This is a genomic window from Imperialibacter sp., from assembly GCF_040222815.1.
In the GTDB taxonomy this organism is placed as follows: Bacteria; Bacteroidota; Bacteroidia; order Cytophagales; family Cyclobacteriaceae; genus Imperialibacter.
The window spans coordinates 216785-235386 of sequence record NZ_JAVKCH010000022.1; the positions used below are offsets into that span (position 1 = coordinate 216785).

General features: G+C 48.1%; 9 protein-coding genes. 1 reads left to right on the forward strand and 8 read right to left on the reverse strand.

The window, feature by feature from the left end; all coding sequences use genetic code 11:
* Positions 1-87: 87 nt before the first annotated feature.
* From RIF36_RS10745 to RIF36_RS10780, 8 genes are all read right to left on the reverse strand, one after another.
* Entirely contained in the window at positions 88-2706 is a 2619-nt protein-coding gene (locus RIF36_RS10745; protein ID WP_350128760.1) for a DUF5686 and carboxypeptidase regulatory-like domain-containing protein, read from the reverse strand.
* A 225-nt stretch (positions 2707-2931) separates the two neighbouring features.
* A complete protein-coding gene (locus RIF36_RS10750; protein WP_350128757.1) occupies positions 2932-3561 on the reverse strand; it encodes a hypothetical protein in 630 nt (209 codons plus the stop codon).
* Positions 3558-3959, reverse strand: a complete 402-nt coding sequence (locus RIF36_RS10755; protein WP_350097741.1) for a GreA/GreB family elongation factor — start codon at positions 3957-3959, stop codon at positions 3558-3560. Before RIF36_RS10755 ends, RIF36_RS10750 begins: the two co-directional genes overlap by 4 nt.
* Positions 3960-4449: 490 nt before the next feature.
* Positions 4450-6843, reverse strand: a complete 2394-nt coding sequence (locus tag RIF36_RS10760) for an alpha-L-rhamnosidase-related protein (protein ID WP_350128754.1) — start codon at positions 6841-6843, stop codon at positions 4450-4452.
* A gap of 88 nt (positions 6844-6931) precedes the next feature.
* On the reverse strand, positions 6932-9316 hold the full coding sequence (gene pbpC, locus RIF36_RS10765; RefSeq protein WP_350128752.1) for a penicillin-binding protein 1C: 2385 nt from the start codon (positions 9314-9316) through the stop codon (positions 6932-6934).
* A gap of 139 nt (positions 9317-9455) precedes the next feature.
* Positions 9456-15020, reverse strand: coding sequence for an alpha-2-macroglobulin family protein (locus RIF36_RS10770; protein ID WP_350128749.1), 5565 nt, complete (start codon positions 15018-15020; stop codon positions 9456-9458).
* A 146-nt stretch (positions 15021-15166) separates the two neighbouring features.
* Complete coding sequence (locus RIF36_RS10775) at positions 15167-15646, reverse strand: hypothetical protein (RefSeq protein ID WP_350149346.1); 480 nt, start codon at positions 15644-15646, stop codon at positions 15167-15169.
* A 132-nt stretch (positions 15647-15778) separates the two neighbouring features.
* Positions 15779-17143, reverse strand: coding sequence for a hypothetical protein (locus tag RIF36_RS10780; protein ID WP_350128743.1), 1365 nt, complete (start codon positions 17141-17143; stop codon positions 15779-15781).
* 133 nt (positions 17144-17276) lie between these two features.
* Here RIF36_RS10780 and RIF36_RS10785 point away from each other — a divergent pair, with 133 nt between their 5' ends.
* Positions 17277-18554: a serine hydrolase domain-containing protein gene (locus tag RIF36_RS10785; protein WP_350075197.1), complete on the forward strand. Its 1278-nt coding sequence runs from the start codon at positions 17277-17279 to the stop codon at positions 18552-18554.
* Positions 18555-18602: the final 48 nt, after the last annotated feature.

Below are 18602 nucleotides of genomic sequence, written 5' to 3' on the forward strand. Positions count from 1 at the left end.
GTCGGCATCTGACATAATGCTAATGCTTCATAAATATAAGACTTTTGCAGTATGTTGATCAGCTCTCCATAATGAGCACCATTAACTTCAGAAATCAAACAAGTCCTCAAGGTTCGTAGCAATGCCGATTCTTACCCCAAAATTCTTGTATTGCCCGTCTTCAAAAGCCGCAATGGCCTCCAGCCGGAAGACCCTCATGATATAGTCGAGACCATAGCCCACTTCTGTGTAGTTATTAGAATTGGGTGTGCCGAGGTAATTGATAAACATGTTTTCTTTAATCCCCATCATCCGCACAAAAGCAAGTTGTGTTACCACTAGCTTGCGCCATTGATTATGCACAAAGGCGGTTACGTATTCATCATTGGTGCTGTAGTAGTAGTAATCAAGCAAACGGAAGTTCTCCACCGGATCGAGCGTAGCAAATAGTGTTTGGTTGCCTGGGAAGTGCTTAAAGTCCGGAAAGTAAATGGCCTTGTCGTTAAGGAACTTGCCAGCGTTCACCCGCACATCCAGCTTGGAGCGGATGCCCCACTCAAAGCTGTGTTTTACCCCTACGTCTAACAAGTCGTAGTTAACATCGCTTTCAGCCCAGGGCATGCCTTTCCTGTACTCAAGAGTGAAGGTGGGCGTCGACTTCCTGATCTCTTCTTTTGAGCCATTTTTCATTCGATACTTTAAAAATGGCTTATACTCTCCCGAAACGTTGAAGGTAAATGCCTGGTGCTCAAAAAAGCCCGTCACATCAGTATTGGCATTGAGAGGGTTGTTAGCTGAATACTCTTTGCCAGGGTGTTTGAAAAAAGTAAAGTCGGAATTGTTGGCCAGGCTTCTTCGCTGCGCATATTCCAGCCCTGCTTTTGCTGAAAACTTGTCACTGTACCGCTTCTCGTTTTGAAATCGCACAAAATCCTTCTCGTACAGTTTTAAGTAGCTCTCTTTGAAGAGGAGGGCGTAGGCAGTGTTGATATAGGGGTGGATGGGCTCAAGGGCACTTAGCTGCTGCACGTAACTGCCCGCTTCAAGCCGGGCGGTGCCTCTTGTGCCACTTTCCCCGTATTGGAAATCAACATAACCCTTCGGCAAGAGCTTTTCTCTGGCAAACGAATAGCGCAGCACAGGGCCAAACTGGAGCTTATTGCCGTTCTCAAACCGTCTGGAGTAATTGATGTCATAAAAGAAGTTGAAGCCCTCCACTGTGTTGAAACCGATGGTTTCAAGTGGCGACTCAATGTTGAGTCGGCTTTTCTCTCCCAGTTTGTAGGAGTTGCCCAGGATCGGGTCGGTGATCCTTACCTTCCTGTCTCTTTTGTTTTTTCCCTTTTTTGTGGTATCCGACTTGTATTCGGCTTCTTCCGCCTTGTCGAGGCTGTCGATCTTTGTATAGCCTCTTATTTCATAGGCAGTAAGCGGCACAGGTCTCATGCTTGTCCAGAAGGTGGAGTCGTTGTTGTAGCTTGTGGTTGAGTCTCGTTGTATGGAGATGTTAGAAACAATCTCAGGGAACTCAAGATCCTCCATTTCCTCCTTTTCGTATTCCTTCACCAGCTTGCGCAGGTCTTTTCTGGTTACTTCCTTGTTCTGAGCCAGCTTTTCCAGTGTTTCCTCGCCTTTCGTTTTTTGCTTCACTTCAGCAGCGACTTCTTTGTCTATTTTTTCATCAATCACTGTCACCGGAATATCGAGATCCGGGTTGAGGGTGATTTTGTATTCGCTGAGTGTGGCCAGGTAATCGTACTGAAAGTCGAACCCGAAGAAAGAGCCGTTGATGACAAACTTATGGCTTACCGGAAGCCAGGCTTTGTCCTCAATGGGATTGTATACCTGTTCAATGTCGAATTTGATACCCAGCTTATACATCGTAAGATCGAGGCTGTGGATGCTCCAGAGGTCGTCAACGATGTAGATTGTTCCCTCAAAAATGTCGTCTCCTTTGCTTCGGGGCGTGACAAGGATCTTATTGATCACATAGCCATCTTCTCTAAAATAGCCATCGTAGGTAAACCGGTAGTAGGCGAATGCCTTGGGTGAAAGCGGAGAAATGGCATCCACAACCTTTGGCTCGTAGAAACTGGCCGTGAGGAACTCACCAGGGCCTGTTCCGTTGTCGTCCCCTTGCGAAAACACCGCCACCACCTTTTGCGAGTAGGTACTCGGCCGTTCGTAGTGCAGCTCACTCACCGACTCGGAAGTAAATGCCATAGTACTGTCAATGCCCTCTTCGGCTATTTTGTTGCGGAGGAAAAAGGGGGAGTCGAGCAGTCGGCCGGATCCCTTCATGTAGACTTTGGCATCGTAGGCATCGAGCTGGTTGGCATGGAAGCTGGCCTTGCCGATTGCTTTTCTCATGATGGTGTAGGCAGGATCTTCTTTGCCGCTGCGTACTTCCACTTCTTTGAGGAGAAATATTCTGGGCTTAAGGGTGAGGTTGTACGTTTCGAAGCCGGTAGTCACTTCAAAGAAATGCACGTTCGATTCGTAGCCAATGTACTGAAACACAACATCGTATTTGCCGGGAGCAAGCCGTACCTCATAGTCACCTTCGACATTGGAAGTAGTGCCGGTGTTGATGTTGCGGATAAAAATGGTAGCGAAGGGGAGAGGCTCATTATTCTCTCCAAGCACTTTGCCTTTAATACCGGTGTTTTGGGCTAAAGCGGTGAAAGACACCAGCAGTAGCAGGGATAAAGAGTAAAAACAACGCATCTAAAAAAATTGAGTTTTGATTGACCTTGTAGCCTAGATGTAATAATCAGTGTTGGGGTTGCGTAAGTAATTACAATATTAGTTTTTTTCCGCTGGCACAGCAGGCCGAAAGCGGTAGAAAAATTGGGGAATTGACCTTTTAGGGGAAATGAATGGGGCAGTGAAAGAAGTGTTTTTTTCAGGAAGTCCATCACTTGGGCAAATGGACTTCCTGTGCTTAGTCGCTCAATTAAGTATTGGGTTTTGAGGATGCCTATTCACTTTGAGGGTGCTAGAAGCAAAAATCAGTGCCTGGATGATCAGTGCAATGACAAGTAAAATGGCACTTTCCAGTTGGGACGACAAAGTGCTTGCACTAAACAGTGCTTTAGCGTCTGTCATTAGAGATGCTCCTTCTGTTACCTGGATGGAAGAAAGTGTTTTCAGGGACAAAGCTGCCTCCTTTGCGTATGCTTTTGCAGCCGTCAGGTCACCCTGTGCTGCCTTTGCACCCATTTTTTTGCTGAGGTCGTTGAACCCGCCAAAGACTCTTTCTTCTTCCTCTGTGAGCACTGTTTCCAGGTACGACTCGTTCAATACCATTATTTGCTGGAAGGCCGCCTCCACCTGCTGTTGTTTGTCGGCATGTTCAATGTTCTCGGAATCAATAATTCTCTCGATCAAGTGGAGGTGCTCTGCATGCTGAAAAATATAGCTCTCCACCACCAACCGATCCTGAAATATCGAATGGATCGTTTCGCTGATTTTCACCGAGTTTTTCCTTTCTTTCAGGTTATTGAATAACACTATCAAAAAAACAGTCAGGAGTAGTGCTGCCGCAGTTGTTTTGTTTCGAATGCTGTATGTCCATTTCATGGCGTCTGAATTTTAGCCTCTTCCATGGCTTGTTCAACTTTCAATATCTTGAGTTTTTTTGGGCCGCCAGGTAGCGTCCACTGAACAGTCATGCCTTTCCTGAAGCCAATTAGCGCAATGCCAAGTGGCGACAGTATGGATACCCTTTTCTCAGCAATATTTGCTTTGTTCGGAAGAGTGACTGTGAAGTTGATTTGTTGTTTTGAATTGATCTCCTCAATTTCAAAATAGGAGTTTAGTCTAATAACATCTTTCGGTATTTTGTCGTTTGCAACAACCTGAGCACGATTAAGCTCATTCGTCAGTTGTCTTATCTCAGCAGTCTTTAAATGATCCGGCAGATTAGCTATCAGGGATTTAATTGTATTGTGGTCTGCTTTTGTTATAATTGGATTCATCGTTACGTCGTATTTAAATTGAACATGACACCAAGCGAATGCCACTGAGTGAATAGGGCATCCGCATGGTGATATTATGCCGGAAAGTGAAATGCTAGGTAGGTTGAATAACGTTCTCCGGGTAGTCAGAGCAAGAAATCTGCAGGAACAGTACTACCGGCCTCCTTACTTCTTTGATGAAATGGGAGGCCTATTTTACAAAGGCTTTGTTGTGCGTACAAAGCAACACACAGCTATCGATTCCGCCATCTGGCGAAAAGGGCAATTTGAGTATGTCCTTTGGTTTGCGCACGTTGTGATCTTTTGCTATTAACAAGATACAACTTAAAATGGTTTGGCAAGCCAATTTCTGTAATATCGGTTGTGAAAGATCGACTTTTGTCTTCATATGCCTCACCCTTTCTCATAAACCGAACGCTATTTGCAGGAATGAAGAGAGTGGATAGGATGCAAATGGCAGGATTTGCAGTGTATCAGCATTTTGATTCCGCTACCGCTGAATTGATATCAAATTGTCAACACCTGTTAAACGGACAATAATATTTTCATTTTCCGCCATTGAAGAAAATACCTTTCCATTAACTTGAATTGTGGAGGTTTTTTCACCCTTTAGTTTCAATAATACTGTCCAGCCAGGGTTTCGTTGTGTTATCTGATAAGTGATCAAGCTGTCTTTTGTATTTTTTGTGAAGCCAATGACGTTGTCCCCCATCAACACATCGCTGATAGAAACATTGTCCCAGCCCTCGGGCATGTCGGGTGCTATCGTCACCTGTTTTTTGTGCGTCTCTGGTTGAATTCCGAAAAAGTAACTAACAATCGGGACAGCAACGGCATAGATGTTCCATGCCTGCACAATCATGCCATAATCAGGGCTCACTTCGTACATAGAGCCAGGCAGGGCGTAGCTAAATGAGTTGTGCAGCTTTTTCAGGTAGCCAAGTGCCTCGTTGAGGTGCCCGTATCTGGCTTCAGATATCGCTTGCACTCCTGTGGGCAGCGTCATAACAGCGCCCACATAGCTGAACGACTTCCATTTGCTGGAGGCGTCATTGGCTTCATCTCTGTCCATCCCAGTTACGTACATGCCGAAACGGTTGCTGTACTTTCTGGCAGTAGCCAACGCCTTTTCCGCTTTTAGTGAATCTGCAATACCCATTTCTGTTGGCGTATTCACGACCCAGTTGTGATAAACCACGTAGCCGCTGGTGGTGTTCGCAGCCTTGCCGATCAGTTCTTTTTTTGTTTGCTCCAGCTCTTTGATCGACCATGGTTTATTGATGGTGTCAGCTCGCACAATCGCCGCATCAATCAGCTCAAGTGCCTGCGCCTTTGTGGAGCGGAAGTCAGCGAACGATTGGGCGCTTTCCACCCACCATTCACCATTGATTTTCTTTTTCAGTGCATCGGCCTTCTTCTGGTATTCAGCGCCAAGATCAGGCTCGTCCATTTCCATTGCCATTTGCGCAGCAGCTTCATAAGCTTGTTGCGTGTACACCACCACATCCACCATCTCGCTATGTAGCCCATGAATTTCCATCATGCCGGGGCCGTCCGGATAGCCGTTGCCATCTTTGTCCTGTTCTTCGATCCACTTGATGCCCTTCTTCACTTCCGGGTAGTACTTTTCGAGTGTTTCCTTGTGCCCAGTCCATTGGTAGAAAGTCCAGAGAAGGGAAATAAATTGAGGCGTTTCGTTCAGGTTACCTGGATTATAGGTTTCGCCGTTGGTCGATGTTTCATGGATGATCCGGCCATTGCCATTGAGTTCCATTGAAAGCTTTTCGATCAGGTTGATGGTCGAGTTCACTTCAGCCGGGGAGCTAGTAGCCAGCATGCCCTGCAGGGTATAGCAGTTGTCGGCACCAAACCACCACGGATAGTCGGGTAGCCCGGCGGAAACGCCCCTCCCTATTTCCGGCACATCTCTGATAAGCCAGGCGGTATTGTACTTCACCCATCGGTACATGGTTTCAATGTCTTTGTCGGGGATGGAGATGGATGATGCCTGAGCTATTTGCTCATACCGATTCATTTTGTTCTTCAGCGTAACCGAGGCTGTTCCTTTTAGCTGATCATAGGTGGCATGGGCCTCGTCGGCTGATGTGTATGAGCCGGCGATATAGTACTGAACCGGGTAGGTTTCGTTGGGCTGTAAAGTCACCCTCGAAACAATGGTGCCGTCGGTGCCCAGCCCCTTTCTTTCCTGAGGGCAGGGGCTTTCATCGATTCTGTATCCGACAACAGGCTCGCTGCTGCCAAATATGGTATACCAGTCGTTGTTCAGGTCTTTTCCCAAATATGTCTCGGAAAGCTCCTGCAAAAAGAGGGTATCTCTGCCGTCCTCAATGTTTTTTCTTTCCGCCAACCACACGGGCCTGAGGTCTATCATGCCTGTGAACGCCAGCTCCAGCGACTTTTCCTCTTCGCTTTGGTTGGTGATAGCATATTCTACAATGAGCCCTTCCATGCCGCCGTCAGGCACAAACTGAGTTCTTTGCACAAGTAAATCACCCTTTCGAAAAATATGCTTGTTGGCAAAAGGGTAGTTGATGAATTCATCGGCCTTATCCAGACACCAGGGAGCCTCTTTGCCAACCTCTCCGATATTCATTGAAAATCCATCCATTAATTTAATCGGATGATCCCAGATACCTCCCATTTCTCCTTCAACATGCCAGCCAAGATCAGGAAAACTACCGTCCTGATGGCCAATCATATACACCCGGTCGCCGGCCGTCACAAATGGGCTGCCCAGGTACTCCGGTTTACCGCTGATATGTTCTACGCTGTCCAGGCTGACCAGAAGGCTGGTTGGTTTGGTGTCCGTATCGCAGGACACAAAGGCCAGTGATATCAATAAAAAGCAAAGGAGTTGTTTCATCAAAAACGCAGCATTTTAAATGGTTAAAAGTACCGATTCCTTTACTTGGAAGCAAAGGTGAAATGACTACCGCCGAAGAGCCTGAAGCTCATCGCAGGACCTCAAATCCCTGCTTTAACTCATTGCCCTCCTCATCCACAAGTGTAAGCATGTGGGGGCCAGGTTCCGGGTGGAAGCCCATTTGATGGATGAAATTCGTTGAGCCAACGTAGACTTCATCCAGGTGCCAGTAGATGGTTGAAGCCGGGTTACGATGTGCCGCTTCAAATATGGCCAAGCCTGGTTTGCCATCCTGCTCAACGGGCACATATACTTTGGTGAACTCTCTGGGATAAATTAATTCCATGAAGCCATTGGTGTTTTGCTCTGCGCATGAGGACAGAAAAGGTGGTGGCTCTTTGTAGTTGGCATGATACTGCTTGTAGTACCATGCCTGCACAGCCGGTAGTACAAACCAGGGTTTGGAATGCATTTTGTCGACAGCGTAGCAGGCGCTGCTTACCTGGTGTTTTTCAGCTTGATCCAGATGGAGAAGGTGGTGGTAGGTACAGCGTTTGCCCTGAAGCATATAGTCAGGTAAATTTGAGCCAGTTGTTTCCGTGCAATACTCGCCTGCCAAAAGTCCGCTTTCTTTGCAGATGCTGACCATCTTTCCGAACGGCTCATCGAAGGTGGCGTCGCCACCCAGCAGTTCGAATATGCTGAACATCAGCGGTGAGGCAGAGCGTATGCCAGTGAGTCCTGGTCTGCCCTCACTATCGGCGTTACCTACCCAAACACCTACTAAATAGCGGTCGTTGAGGCCAATGGCCCAGGCATCACGAAAGCCGTGGCTGGTGCCGGTTTTCCAGGCAATGGGGCGGTACGAGCCATACATTTCGGCACCTGACATTTCTTCAGGACGCCTCAACTGCTGCATTGCCTGAAAGGCGTAGAGAATGGAGGGCGCCGCCAGGAATCCATTGGTTTCGAGGTCACCTTCTTGTTTGGTCGTTTTTAGTGGAAGGTAGCTGTTCGGCCGATAGTCCGCCGTTGAGTACCCTTTGTTGTAAGGGCGATCCTGAAAGTTGTTGAGCGCTCTTGCCATGCCGGCAAACATGCCGGACAGTTCCCAAAGCGTCGATTCAGCGCCGCCAAGAATCAAAGAAAGGCCATAATGATTGGCGGGCTTGTCGAGGGAACGCATCCCTATTTGTTGCAGCTTTTGATGCAGCTTTTCGTAGCCATATTCCCGCAATAGAAAAACGAAAGGGACATTGAGGCTGCTGGCAAGCGCTTCATCGGCTGCAACAGCCCCCCGGTATTTTTTATCAAAGTTTTGTGGAGCAAAACCCCGATAGAAGAGTGGGATGTCGGGCAATAGTTCCTTTGGTAAGAGAATGCCATCATCCAGCGCTGCGGCGTACAAAAATGGCTTTAGCAGACTTCCGGGGCTTCTGCGGGCGGTGATCACGTCCACAAACTGACCATGGTTATTGGTTTCGTCACCATTGGGAAAGGAATTACCTACGTAGGCGAGGGTTTCTCCTGAAGCAATATCGATAACAATGGCAGCTGCGTTGTGGATCTCGTTGTAGGCCAGTTGCTCTGAATAGCGATCCGTTTTTTCTTTCACATGGCGTTGCAGAGCAAAGTCCAGCGTCGATTGCACAATGGTACCGGCCAGACCGTCTTTTTCAGCTCGTTGCAAAAGGTGGAAAGCATCGTTTGGCAGGGGCTTTACTTTGCCGGGCAGAGGTTCAGCTTTTGCCAGCAGGGCCTCGTCGCTGGTGAGGCAGCCCTTTGCGCTTAGTTTATCTAAAAGGGCATCTCTTTTGTGTCTGAAGGTGATTTCATTTTTCCCCGGGAATACTGAGGAGGGGCTGTTGGGCAGTACTGCCAGCGCCGCAGTTTCTGCCCACGAAAGCTGATAAGGCGGGCGACCGAAATACCGCCAGGAAGCTGCGGACAGACCAACTACATTGCCGCCAAAGGGTGCGTGGTAAGTATACAACTGGAGTATTTCTTCTTTTGAATAGAAGAGCTCCAACTTGATGGAAAGCAGGAGCTCCCAGATTTTTTGACTGTAGGTTCTCTCCTGATTCTCCAGGGCCATTCTCACAGTTTGCATGGTCAGGGTGCTGCCACCGCTTACTATTTTCCCAGACCGAATGTTTTGCCAAACTGCCCTGCCAAGTGATACAGGATTGATCCCCGGATGGTAGTGGAAGTACTCATCTTCGAAGAGGAGAATGGCTGCTTCGAACTTTTGTGGCACCGAATCAGCCGGAGGGAAGCGCCATTGACCATCCGAAGAAATGCGTGCCCCCAGCAACTGTCCATCGGAAGATTGAAGAAGTGTGGCGTATTTCTTAGGAAAAAGGGGAGACGGCAGGGGGTAAAACAGGATGAGCGATAAAGGAAGGGTGAACAAAGCCACCATCCATTTGAACCACTTCCTTTGAAGTAAATTTATGAGGACTGAACCAGCCACGTTTGTCACTAAAAGTCAGAGCGATTAATAGAATTATTTGAATTGAGGTAGGTCAAATAAAGCAAAGTTTAGCAGATATAAGAAAAACAGATGGCCTCTACCAAAATAAAAGAGGCCATCTGTTTGCTACTCGTTTCTCCTATTTATCTGTGATCACCTCTACCCACCTTCCGGCCTTGTGAGCGTAGATAGTGTCGTCATACATGGCTTCGACAGAGGTGGCAGGCATATAGAATTTGCCCTGGTAAGAGGCATTAAGCAACACCCTGATTACTATTTGTTTGCTTGCCTGCAAGTCAAAGTAATTCATGACCCTGTCATCACGAATGTCTGTATAGTCCGGTTTTTGCCCGTTGCTCGCATCTTCTGTGCCTTCCAGTCGGGTATTAATGATCTCCCAACCTGAAGGGAACAGTTGAGTGAGCGCCATGTCTTTGTAGAGTCCCTTTTCTCCCGGGTTTCGAACGACAACCTCTGCCATGAAGTTGGTTCCTTGCTTTAGCCTGCTAACGTCGAGCCCGTCGCCGTCCATGGTTTTGTAGCTAACGATCATACTCAGGTTTTTCTCACCTGCAATTTCGCCACCTTCAATCGGAACACCCTTGCGAATGACCCTAGCGAAGATGGGAGCACTTCCGTTGTTGGTTATCTTGATGGGCTGCTGTTTGTCGGGTGTTTGAAGGTATACCTGGGTCACATAGTCCTTTCCTCCCGCTGGAGAAAGCTTTCCGCCTACCTCCAAAGAGACAGTGAGCGATTCATCCAAAGGAAAGTCCTGCACATATTTGGCAATGGAAATAAAGCAATAAGCCGTTGTTTGTGTGCTCATCCATTTGTCTTTATCTCCCATTTCTTTGGCTATTTTCTGTAGTATCCCAAAGGCATCTTCTTTCCTTTTGAGCTGTAGGAGTGTTTCCATGATCATCGCCTGATCACGCATGGGTGAGCCATAGGTGTAGTAGTATCGCCTGTTATTGTCAGGTTCAACATCTGACGAAAGCCCTTCGACAAGCCCGGTTGCCTGCTGATCAAATCCAGCCAGTGCATATGTCAGCGCTAGTCTCCAGCGTGCTTCTCTTTGCAGGGTTGTTTTCTCCTTCATCCTGTTCATGGCGCCCACTGCCGGGCTGCCAGCCAGTGCCAGCGTATACAGCCTGTAGGCCTGGATGAGGTCGTTGTCGTCTTCGCCACTCAGGCTTCCCCATGCGTCTGCCTTCTGCGTCTGGAAGTTGATCCAGGAAGCCAGCATACCTTCTGGTACACTGTAGCCTTTTTTACGGGCTTCAACCAGAAAGTGACCGGCATAGTTGGTGCCCCAGAAGTTGGCATAGCTGTTACCAGGCCAGTAGGAGAAGCCGCCGCTGCTCAACTGGAAGCTTTTCAGTCTGTTGATGGCAGCATCAATATTTTTTTGCACCTGCATTTTCTTATCGTCCGGCAGGGTGGTCAGGTTATCAAGATAAAGCTGCGCAAATACAGCGGAGGTGGTTTGTTCGATACAGCCATGCGGGTACCGGATCAGGTAACCCAGGCGCTGTTCGATATTCAATGGTGGTAGTGTGCTTAGCTCGATGGCTCCTTCGTTTCTTCCTGCCAGGCCAATAGGCACATAGTCGAGACTCCAGTTTTCGGTCGCACCCAGCACTTTTTCCACCACCTGTGTTACTGGCGGGTTACGAGGAATGATGTTCATCTCAATATCGTAGCTGGCAGTGAGGTTGCCTGAAGTGGCTGTAACCTTTACCTTGCCCACACCCAACACTTCTTTCGCTTTCAGGTCAAAGTAGATGACCTTGTCGCCTTGTCCTGTGAAAGTCACAGACTGCTCGGCGGCTCCGTTGAGCGCTAAAGTGCCCGTGGCTTCCACTTTCACTTTGGCATTTTTTACGTTATTGTCCAGCGCAAAAACATTGACAGGCAATTTCATTGTTTCTGTTGGCCCGGCTACTCTGGGTAAGGTAGCCAATATCATCAGTGGCTGCTTTACAGGCGTTGCCTTATCAGCAAAACCATATGCTCCGTTGTTCGCAGCGATGACCATGGTTTTTACACTTCCAATGTATTGGGGCAGCTTGAGGTTATGCTTGGCCGACTTACCAGCTTCAAGGTAAAACGGCCCCAGGTACATAACTACCGGTTTGAACCTGTTGGCTTCCGTTTCTTCTTTGGCTTCAATCTCCCCGTCACCGCCTACAGCCAGCAGGCGCTCAATTTTGCCTGCAAAAGCGCCCATCACGTCGTCATACACGTCCCAGGTTTTGATGCCCAATGCCTCTCTGGCGTAAAAGGAGTTCCAGGGGTCAGGGGTTTTGAAGTTCGTAATATCCAGCAACCCTTCATCGACAACGGCAATGGAATAGGCCATGGCTTTGCCACCCTTTTCTGATACTCCGATGGTGAAAGACTGCTCAGGGCGTAAATCGTCCGGCATGGCTATCACTGGCTCAAGCCTGGTGCCGGGGTCAACCACTTTTACAGATTGGACACCGTACAGCCTGATCGGCAAGTCATTAGAAGTTTGCCCGTGAGGTTGCAGCATGGTGAGGCTCACGTAAAAGTTGGGTGCCATGTCGCTGGTGGCTTCAAAGTCAATGGCCGTGTTGCCTTCCTTGGCTTCCACCCAAAAGGTTTGAAGTACTTTGCTCCCCGACTCCAGGCTGACAAGTATGCGATTGCCAGCTGTAGTGGGTATAGACAAAGCGATTTTTTCCCCTACCTTATATTCTTCTTTTTCGATGCCAAAGTCGAGCATGGACGAGCCACCCAGCTCGCCTCTTTTGCCTTTGCCAGCCCAGCCAGGCCAGTCGATGTACACCACCTGACCAGCCGAGTGCCCTGAGATAGGATCTTCCACCCGAACGAAATACCGGCCCCATTGTGGATAGTCTATCCGAAGGTTCCAGGAGCCCTCACCGTTGTTGGTGTCCACAAAGCCTTCCGAGACTGGGTCACGGTACGAACGGCCCACATAGTTGCTGATAGCGTCATAGGAATTGTCCCACCACCATTTCCAGTCCAGCTTAAAGAGCTGCACCTTCACATTGCGGCGGTTGATGGGGTTGCCATCGGCGTCGACTGATGCGATTCGGATAGCATGGTCTTTGTCGGTAAGGATAATGCCTCTTTTGTCGCCTTCAGGAGTTTTCACGCCCACAAAGGTTGAGTACGGATAGTAAGGCATGCTGACATTGCTGATGCTGAAATCGCCACCTTCTTCATACACCTTGCCGAGGAACCTGGCATTGAGAGCGCCAGGTGCATTGTTCGGCTCTCCCAAATTGATGTTGATCCGGGAATATCCTTCAGCATTCACCCTGCCTTCGTACACCATTTCCCGCTCGGAATAGAAATCCTTGGAGAGGTCGTCGAAGCTGTAGTTAGGGTATTTTTTGAAAGTGGTTTTAATAGGAGACAAAACCAGTTCGAATTCCGCCTTCAGGTTGCCTGCCTTGGCACCGCTCAACCAGCGCACGTTCAGGTCGCCGGATGCTTGCTGGTCGGAGGAGGTGAACACGCTTTTGTTGAAATTAAGCTCTATTTTAAGCCTGTTGGGCTTGATGGTTTCTATTTTTATCTGTTTGCTGAAGGTGGCGCCGCCTACTTTGGCTTTGGCTAACCAGTTTCCCGTAGGGGCGTCCTTGTCTGTGAGCAGGTCAAAGCGATACATGTCACCCACCGGCTGAGAGCTCACCTTGCGGGAGTAGAGCTGCCCCATGGGATTCCACAGCTCCATGATCACCGGATGCGCCGAGGGGAGAGTCTCCTCAATGTCTTCCAGAATGAATCCAAGGTGCAGGGTGTCGGCTGGCCGCCAAACGCCACGTTCGCCGTATATGAAACCTTTGAGTCCGTTTTGAATCCGCTCCCCAGTGACGTCAAAATTGCTAAGTGACAGGGAGCTGCCATCGTCAATTTTCAGGTAGCCTACCTGATTGTCTTTTTTGGCGATAATAACGAAAGGATTTCCCTTGCCTTGTAAGACCACTTTGCCATCTCCATCAGTCTGACCGGAGCTTAGCAACTGCTGCTGGTAATCATAGGCTTTTACTTCGACGCCCGACATGGGCTGAACGTTCACCAGGTTAGTGGCAAACACATGCAGGTTGCCATCGTCTCTTTTCTTCGCAATAAGCCCCAGGTCTGAGGAGAAAAGAACCTTTCTGATAGAGCGGCGGTCTCCATAATACGAACTGGTACATGGATTGTCCCGATCTTCATAGCTGTAGTCGTCGTTGTAATAGTCTTCATAGCCGTCCCAATACGATTCTTCCTCTTCCGCTCCCCAGTCTTCCTCTATATCATCCATTTCTTCAATAGCGCCGCCTTCAGCAGTGCAGAAGTAGAGAGAATATTTCTTACGGAAGCCTATCTTTATTTCATAAACCGCCCCGGGAGCAGTTTTAATAATTTCCTCAAGATTAAGTGTGAAGCGATTCCATTTATTGAGATTCGTTACACCGGAGTTGTTGAGCTGTATAACAGTTTGTGTGACGGGGCGACCTACTCTTCGAAGCTCATAGCGGCCGCCCATGTTGTTTGTTTGCAGGTATTGCAGCATGTTGTCCTCAAACACCCTGGTGACTGTAACGTCGACTGCGCTAAGCCCAACTGCTTCAAAAGGCAGGATAACCCCGTTTGTGCTGGGCAGGATGGATTTCCCTGATGTGTCAACCAAACGTATCTCAGGCTTGACCTGCACCATTTCCAGGCTGGTGCTGTAATCTTGTTTCAGGTTGTAGCCAGCTATGTTTTTGAGGGAATTGTGAATAGTGACTTCTACTGACCCCTGAAGAGTAGAGGTAGGGTAAATTTTTAATTCATTCAAGCTGATAACTGTGCGATGCCTGTTGCTGTTGCCAGCTAGCTGGATGAGCCCCTGAAGTGCTTGCTTGTCATCCAGTGGATCCGAAAACAAGATGGAGATGTAGTCCTCAGCTCCGGTCACAAATTTACTCGACTGTACTGAGAAATCGCTCAGCGAAGGCACCTTCACCTCCTGTTCTTCCGACTTTTCAGCACCAATCGAGGCACCATTGAAAGCCAGGGTTACAGCACTTTCCTTTTCAGATCGGACAACTTCTTCTACAACAAAACTGTGTGTGTTGTTGTCGCCGTGTTTCCAGGTAATCTTCAGGTCTTTACCACTCTGGGTGGCTTTCAACACTTTCTCTACGTTCTCAATATCGGCAAAATCAGCGGTTTGCACCTGGCCGTCGATCCTCATTCTCTTAAGATCTTTTTTGTCGTAGGGCTGGAGGTTGTTAACTATTCCATCAAAATTTTGGATGAGTGTTTGAAAGGTGAATTTGAACTCACTTCGGTCGCCGGGCACATCCTTGAGCACCTTGCCCAGACTGAAAATAGCTTCGTATTTGGTGTTACTGGGAAGATATTCAGATGGAGTGTACACAATAGTACGGTTATCTTCCCAAAGCGCTGTCCCCTTCATTGATGGGGAAAACTTGAAAAAAGAGTCCTCCACTGCTTTGCCTGCCAGCGAGTCTCCGGCAGATTTAGCGAGTCGGATTCGGATAGATGAGGTGCGTGAAACCACCCCGCCCGTGAAAGAGGAAATATAATCTACATAGAGATTCTTGGGGCTGCTAAAGTCGTCTTTTCTTGCGGCTGGGTCTGAGCCCCCGCAGGCACTCAAAAGGTAAAAAATAGCAGAGCAAGCAAAAAATTGTTTTAATACACGTTGCATAATGATGAAGTTTTTCGGTTGGTAAATTAGCTACTGAAAATCAATTTGAGAGTGACCTTGTTGTAAATTAATTATTCAGCACACTATATCTTTTAGAGAAATATAGTATTTCGCTACCGAACATATTCCTTTTCGTGTAAATAAATCTATTGGATTGAAATGGCCAGCCAAACCATATAAGGCACAGGGATTAGCTCATCGGGGCTTCTGCCCAGCTCTTTTAGTTTTTCGTTAGTCACGAAGCCGTGCTTTTCCGTCGAAAGATCAGTCAGCGTATAGCCGTAGTCGGAAAGTAAATCTTCAAACGGGCCATAAACATGATGATCGATCATGACCTGTCTGATCAATTTATAATCCAGCTTCTTTCCATTTTTGTTCACATGGGCTTTCCACTCACTGGAAGCATTGAAGGCGGCTATTTGGTTTTGGAGCACGTCGTCGTATTCCAGCGGATAGCCAATGTTTGCCGATGTTAAGCGAATAGGGACGAGCTGTGCGGCACTGTCCCAAAGTGTGCGGATGTTAGGTATTTCGTCGGACAGGTTTGTCTTGCCCTGGGTGTTTTTACTAACGAAGTAATTTAGAAAAATTGCCGTGTCTGACTCACCGTTTTTCCGAAAGGTCAAGGACCTGTATCCATCACCCAATGTTAGCTTCAGTGAAATGGATCTAAAAGAAGTATCGACTTCAATCTGCCCCCGGCATAAATGCGAAAAGGGTAGTAATAAGATGAGAAGATATACTTTTAAAGGCACAGTCTATTCTTTGTAGTAAGCTCCAAACAGAATCATCATTTCATCGGAGCTTCTGAGTCCGAAATGCAGGCTGCGATTTTCCTGGTTATCATAAGTAGTTACAAGTTTCAGACCACCTTTAGCCGGGATCAGCAATGGCGGATCTAGTTGCAGAATCGGTGGATGCTCCCAGTCGTAGGAGATGTAAACCAGCTTGCCGTCGTTTTCGCCGCCTATGGCATACACCCGGAACTCGGTCATGTGGCTGTGTGCGTGCGACCAAAGCTGGAAGATCGTCCTCTCCTCATCAAAGCGAAACTCCTTGGTGAGGCTTGTTTTTGTCTTTGCAGGTATATTGATGTTGTCGTTGTTCAGGTTGAGGATTTCGGCTATGTGCACCACCTCTTCCTCTTTTGTTGTATGAATATTGGCATACACCTCGCCAACAACCACGTCATTTGTTTTGTTGGCGTAGTGGCTGTTCATATCGAAGCCGGAGTTGGCGGGCACTTTCAATGCCACTCCCTCCGGAAATGCGTAGCGCATGCGTGGCCACTGCGTGCCGGTGACGAACTGATGATAGGCCATGACCAGCAAAGTTGAGATAACATATTCTCCTTTGGCATCATACACGTCTCTGATATAGTCAGATTTTGGCACGAAGAGCTCCGGGATGTTGTTCGTGTAGTTGTAAAGGATAAAATGGTGGCTGCCCGGCCGCATGCTGAACTCCACCTCTTTGATGAAAATGGGTTCCGGGTTGTTGAGTAGCTTATAAGAGAACATTTCCCTGTCTCTATTAGCTGGCACATCAAAAGGCCCGAGATGGAACTGAATGCCTTCCGTAGGCACTGCCAGCTGCTCAAAAGGAAGCACTTCAAAAGTAGTGGTGTCTTCCAGAATCGACCGGTCAACGATTTCTCCGTCTTTCGGAGCGCCATTAATGATCCACTGCCTGATGAATTCAAGCTCACCGTTGGTCAGCACACCTCCAAGGGGCATGAGCGAGCCGTATTGCGGGTGATCTTGATAAAAATGCTCCTGATCATGCACATTGATTTTTTCCCAAAGGAAGCTCTTGTAAAGGCTTTCAATGCCTTTGTCGCCAACTAGTTGCAAACCATCGGCTTTAGCAGCTGCATTGTTAGGGGCTCGGTTGATGAGCTGTTCGTACGACTCCTCTGCCGAAAGGATCAGATCCGATTGCTTGGCAAAGGTGGTGCCGGGCGAGTGACAGCTTACGCAGGATGCGTCCCAGATTTCTCCCTGAATAATTTCGTAGGTCGACGTATAGCCAGCCAATGGGTCTTTTGGTGGTTCCTCCGTTCTGTCGCAGCCGACGCTGGTAACCAGGACAACAAAACCGATGAACAAACTTTTCCTTTTCATACCATTGAGGGTGTTTTATAAAAATAAGGAATATCACTGACTTTATCCTGTGCGTGGCGGGACTTCACCCATTTACTCGTTTGAATTCATTCGAATAATAGTTATAATCACCCCTTTTAAAACCTACTTTTCCATGAAAAATAAATTACTCTTACGCATTTCTATTGCCCTGCTAGTCCTTTTTGTCGGACTTCACCACCTCCATGCGCAAACGCTGCCGACTGCCAAACCCGAAGAGGTGGGCATGTCATCGGACAGACTCCAGCGCATTAGTGCTGTGTTCAAGCAGTATGCCGACGATAAAAAGATGTCTGGTAATGTCGTTTTGGTGATGCGTAAGGGAAAAGTGGTGTACCATGAAGCGTTTGGCTTGAGGGACATCGAGTCCAAATCTGTGATGCCTAAGGATGCTATTTTTCGAATCGCATCGCAAACTAAGGCTCTTGTTAGCGTTTCGATCATGATGCTTCAGGAGGAAGGAAAGCTTTTGATAACCGATAACGTAAGCAAATACATACCCGAATTTGAAGAGACGGTAGTTGCTGTGGCCAAGGAAGATGGAGTTTATGAGATTGTACCGGCAAAAAGGCAAATCACGCTGAGAGACCTGCTCACTCACACAGCAGGCATTGGTTATGGTGGCGGGCCTGCCAAAGATAAATGGGAAGAGGCAGGCATCACGGGATGGTATTTTGCCCACAGGGAAGAGCCTGTTGGTGCCACTATTGCCAAAATGGCTTCACTGCCTATGGATGCTCAGCCAGGGGAGAAATTTGTTTACGGCTACAACACAGATATCCTTGGTGCGGTGGTGGAAAAGGCTTCGGGAATGCCGCTGGATCAGTTTATCAAGACAAGGATTACCGATCCGCTGGGAATGAATGATACGCACTTTTATGTACCGAAGAACAAGGTGGCCAAGCTCGCAACGGTTTATTCGGCATCTCAGGACAAGCCGATAGAGAAGGCGCCGGTAACGGGCACCATGGTGAGCCAGGGAGCCTATGTGGACGGGCCCAGAACAAGCTTTTCCGGAGGAGCCGGTTTGTTGAGCACAGCCGACAACTATGCGAAGTTTCTTCAAATGACGCTGAATGGAGGTGAGCTCGATGGCACACGAATTCTTTCACCAAAAACCGTTGAATTGATGACGGTCAGCCATACAGGCGATATTGAGTTTCGGGACGGACAAGGGTTTGGTCTCGGGTTTTACGTCGTGGAGGATTTAGGCGAAAGAGGTATCCCCGGGTCGGTAGGCGAATATGGTTGGGGTGGTGCCTATGGTTCAACTTACTGGGTCGACCCCAAAGAGGAGTTGGTAGTGGTTTACTTCAAGCAACTTATTCCGACTGCTGGACTGGACGATCAGGCCAAGCTGAGAGCGCTGGTGTATCAGGCGATTTTGGAGTAATTTGTTAGGTCAGGCTTCAATGTTTTCCAGTGGTGTAACCTTGGTTGG

What these genes read in the sequence shown, in the direction of transcription:
- RIF36_RS10745 (WP_350128760.1), bottom strand. Translation starts at nt 2,706, where the DNA reads ATGCGTTGTTTTTACTCTTTATCCCTGCTACTGCTGGTGTCTTTCACC.
- RIF36_RS10750 (WP_350128757.1), bottom strand. Translation starts at nt 3,561, where the DNA reads ATGAAATGGACATACAGCATTCGAAACAAAACAACTGCGGCAGCACTA.
- RIF36_RS10755 (WP_350097741.1), bottom strand. Translation starts at nt 3,959, where the DNA reads ATGAATCCAATTATAACAAAAGCAGACCACAATACAATTAAATCCCTG.
- RIF36_RS10760 (WP_350128754.1), bottom strand. Translation starts at nt 6,843, where the DNA reads ATGAAACAACTCCTTTGCTTTTTATTGATATCACTGGCCTTTGTGTCC.
- RIF36_RS10770 (WP_350128749.1), bottom strand. Translation starts at nt 15,020, where the DNA reads ATGCAACGTGTATTAAAACAATTTTTTGCTTGCTCTGCTATTTTTTAC.
- RIF36_RS10780 (WP_350128743.1), bottom strand. Translation starts at nt 17,143, where the DNA reads ATGAAAAGGAAAAGTTTGTTCATCGGTTTTGTTGTCCTGGTTACCAGC.
- RIF36_RS10785 (WP_350075197.1), top strand. Translation starts at nt 17,277, where the DNA reads ATGAAAAATAAATTACTCTTACGCATTTCTATTGCCCTGCTAGTCCTT.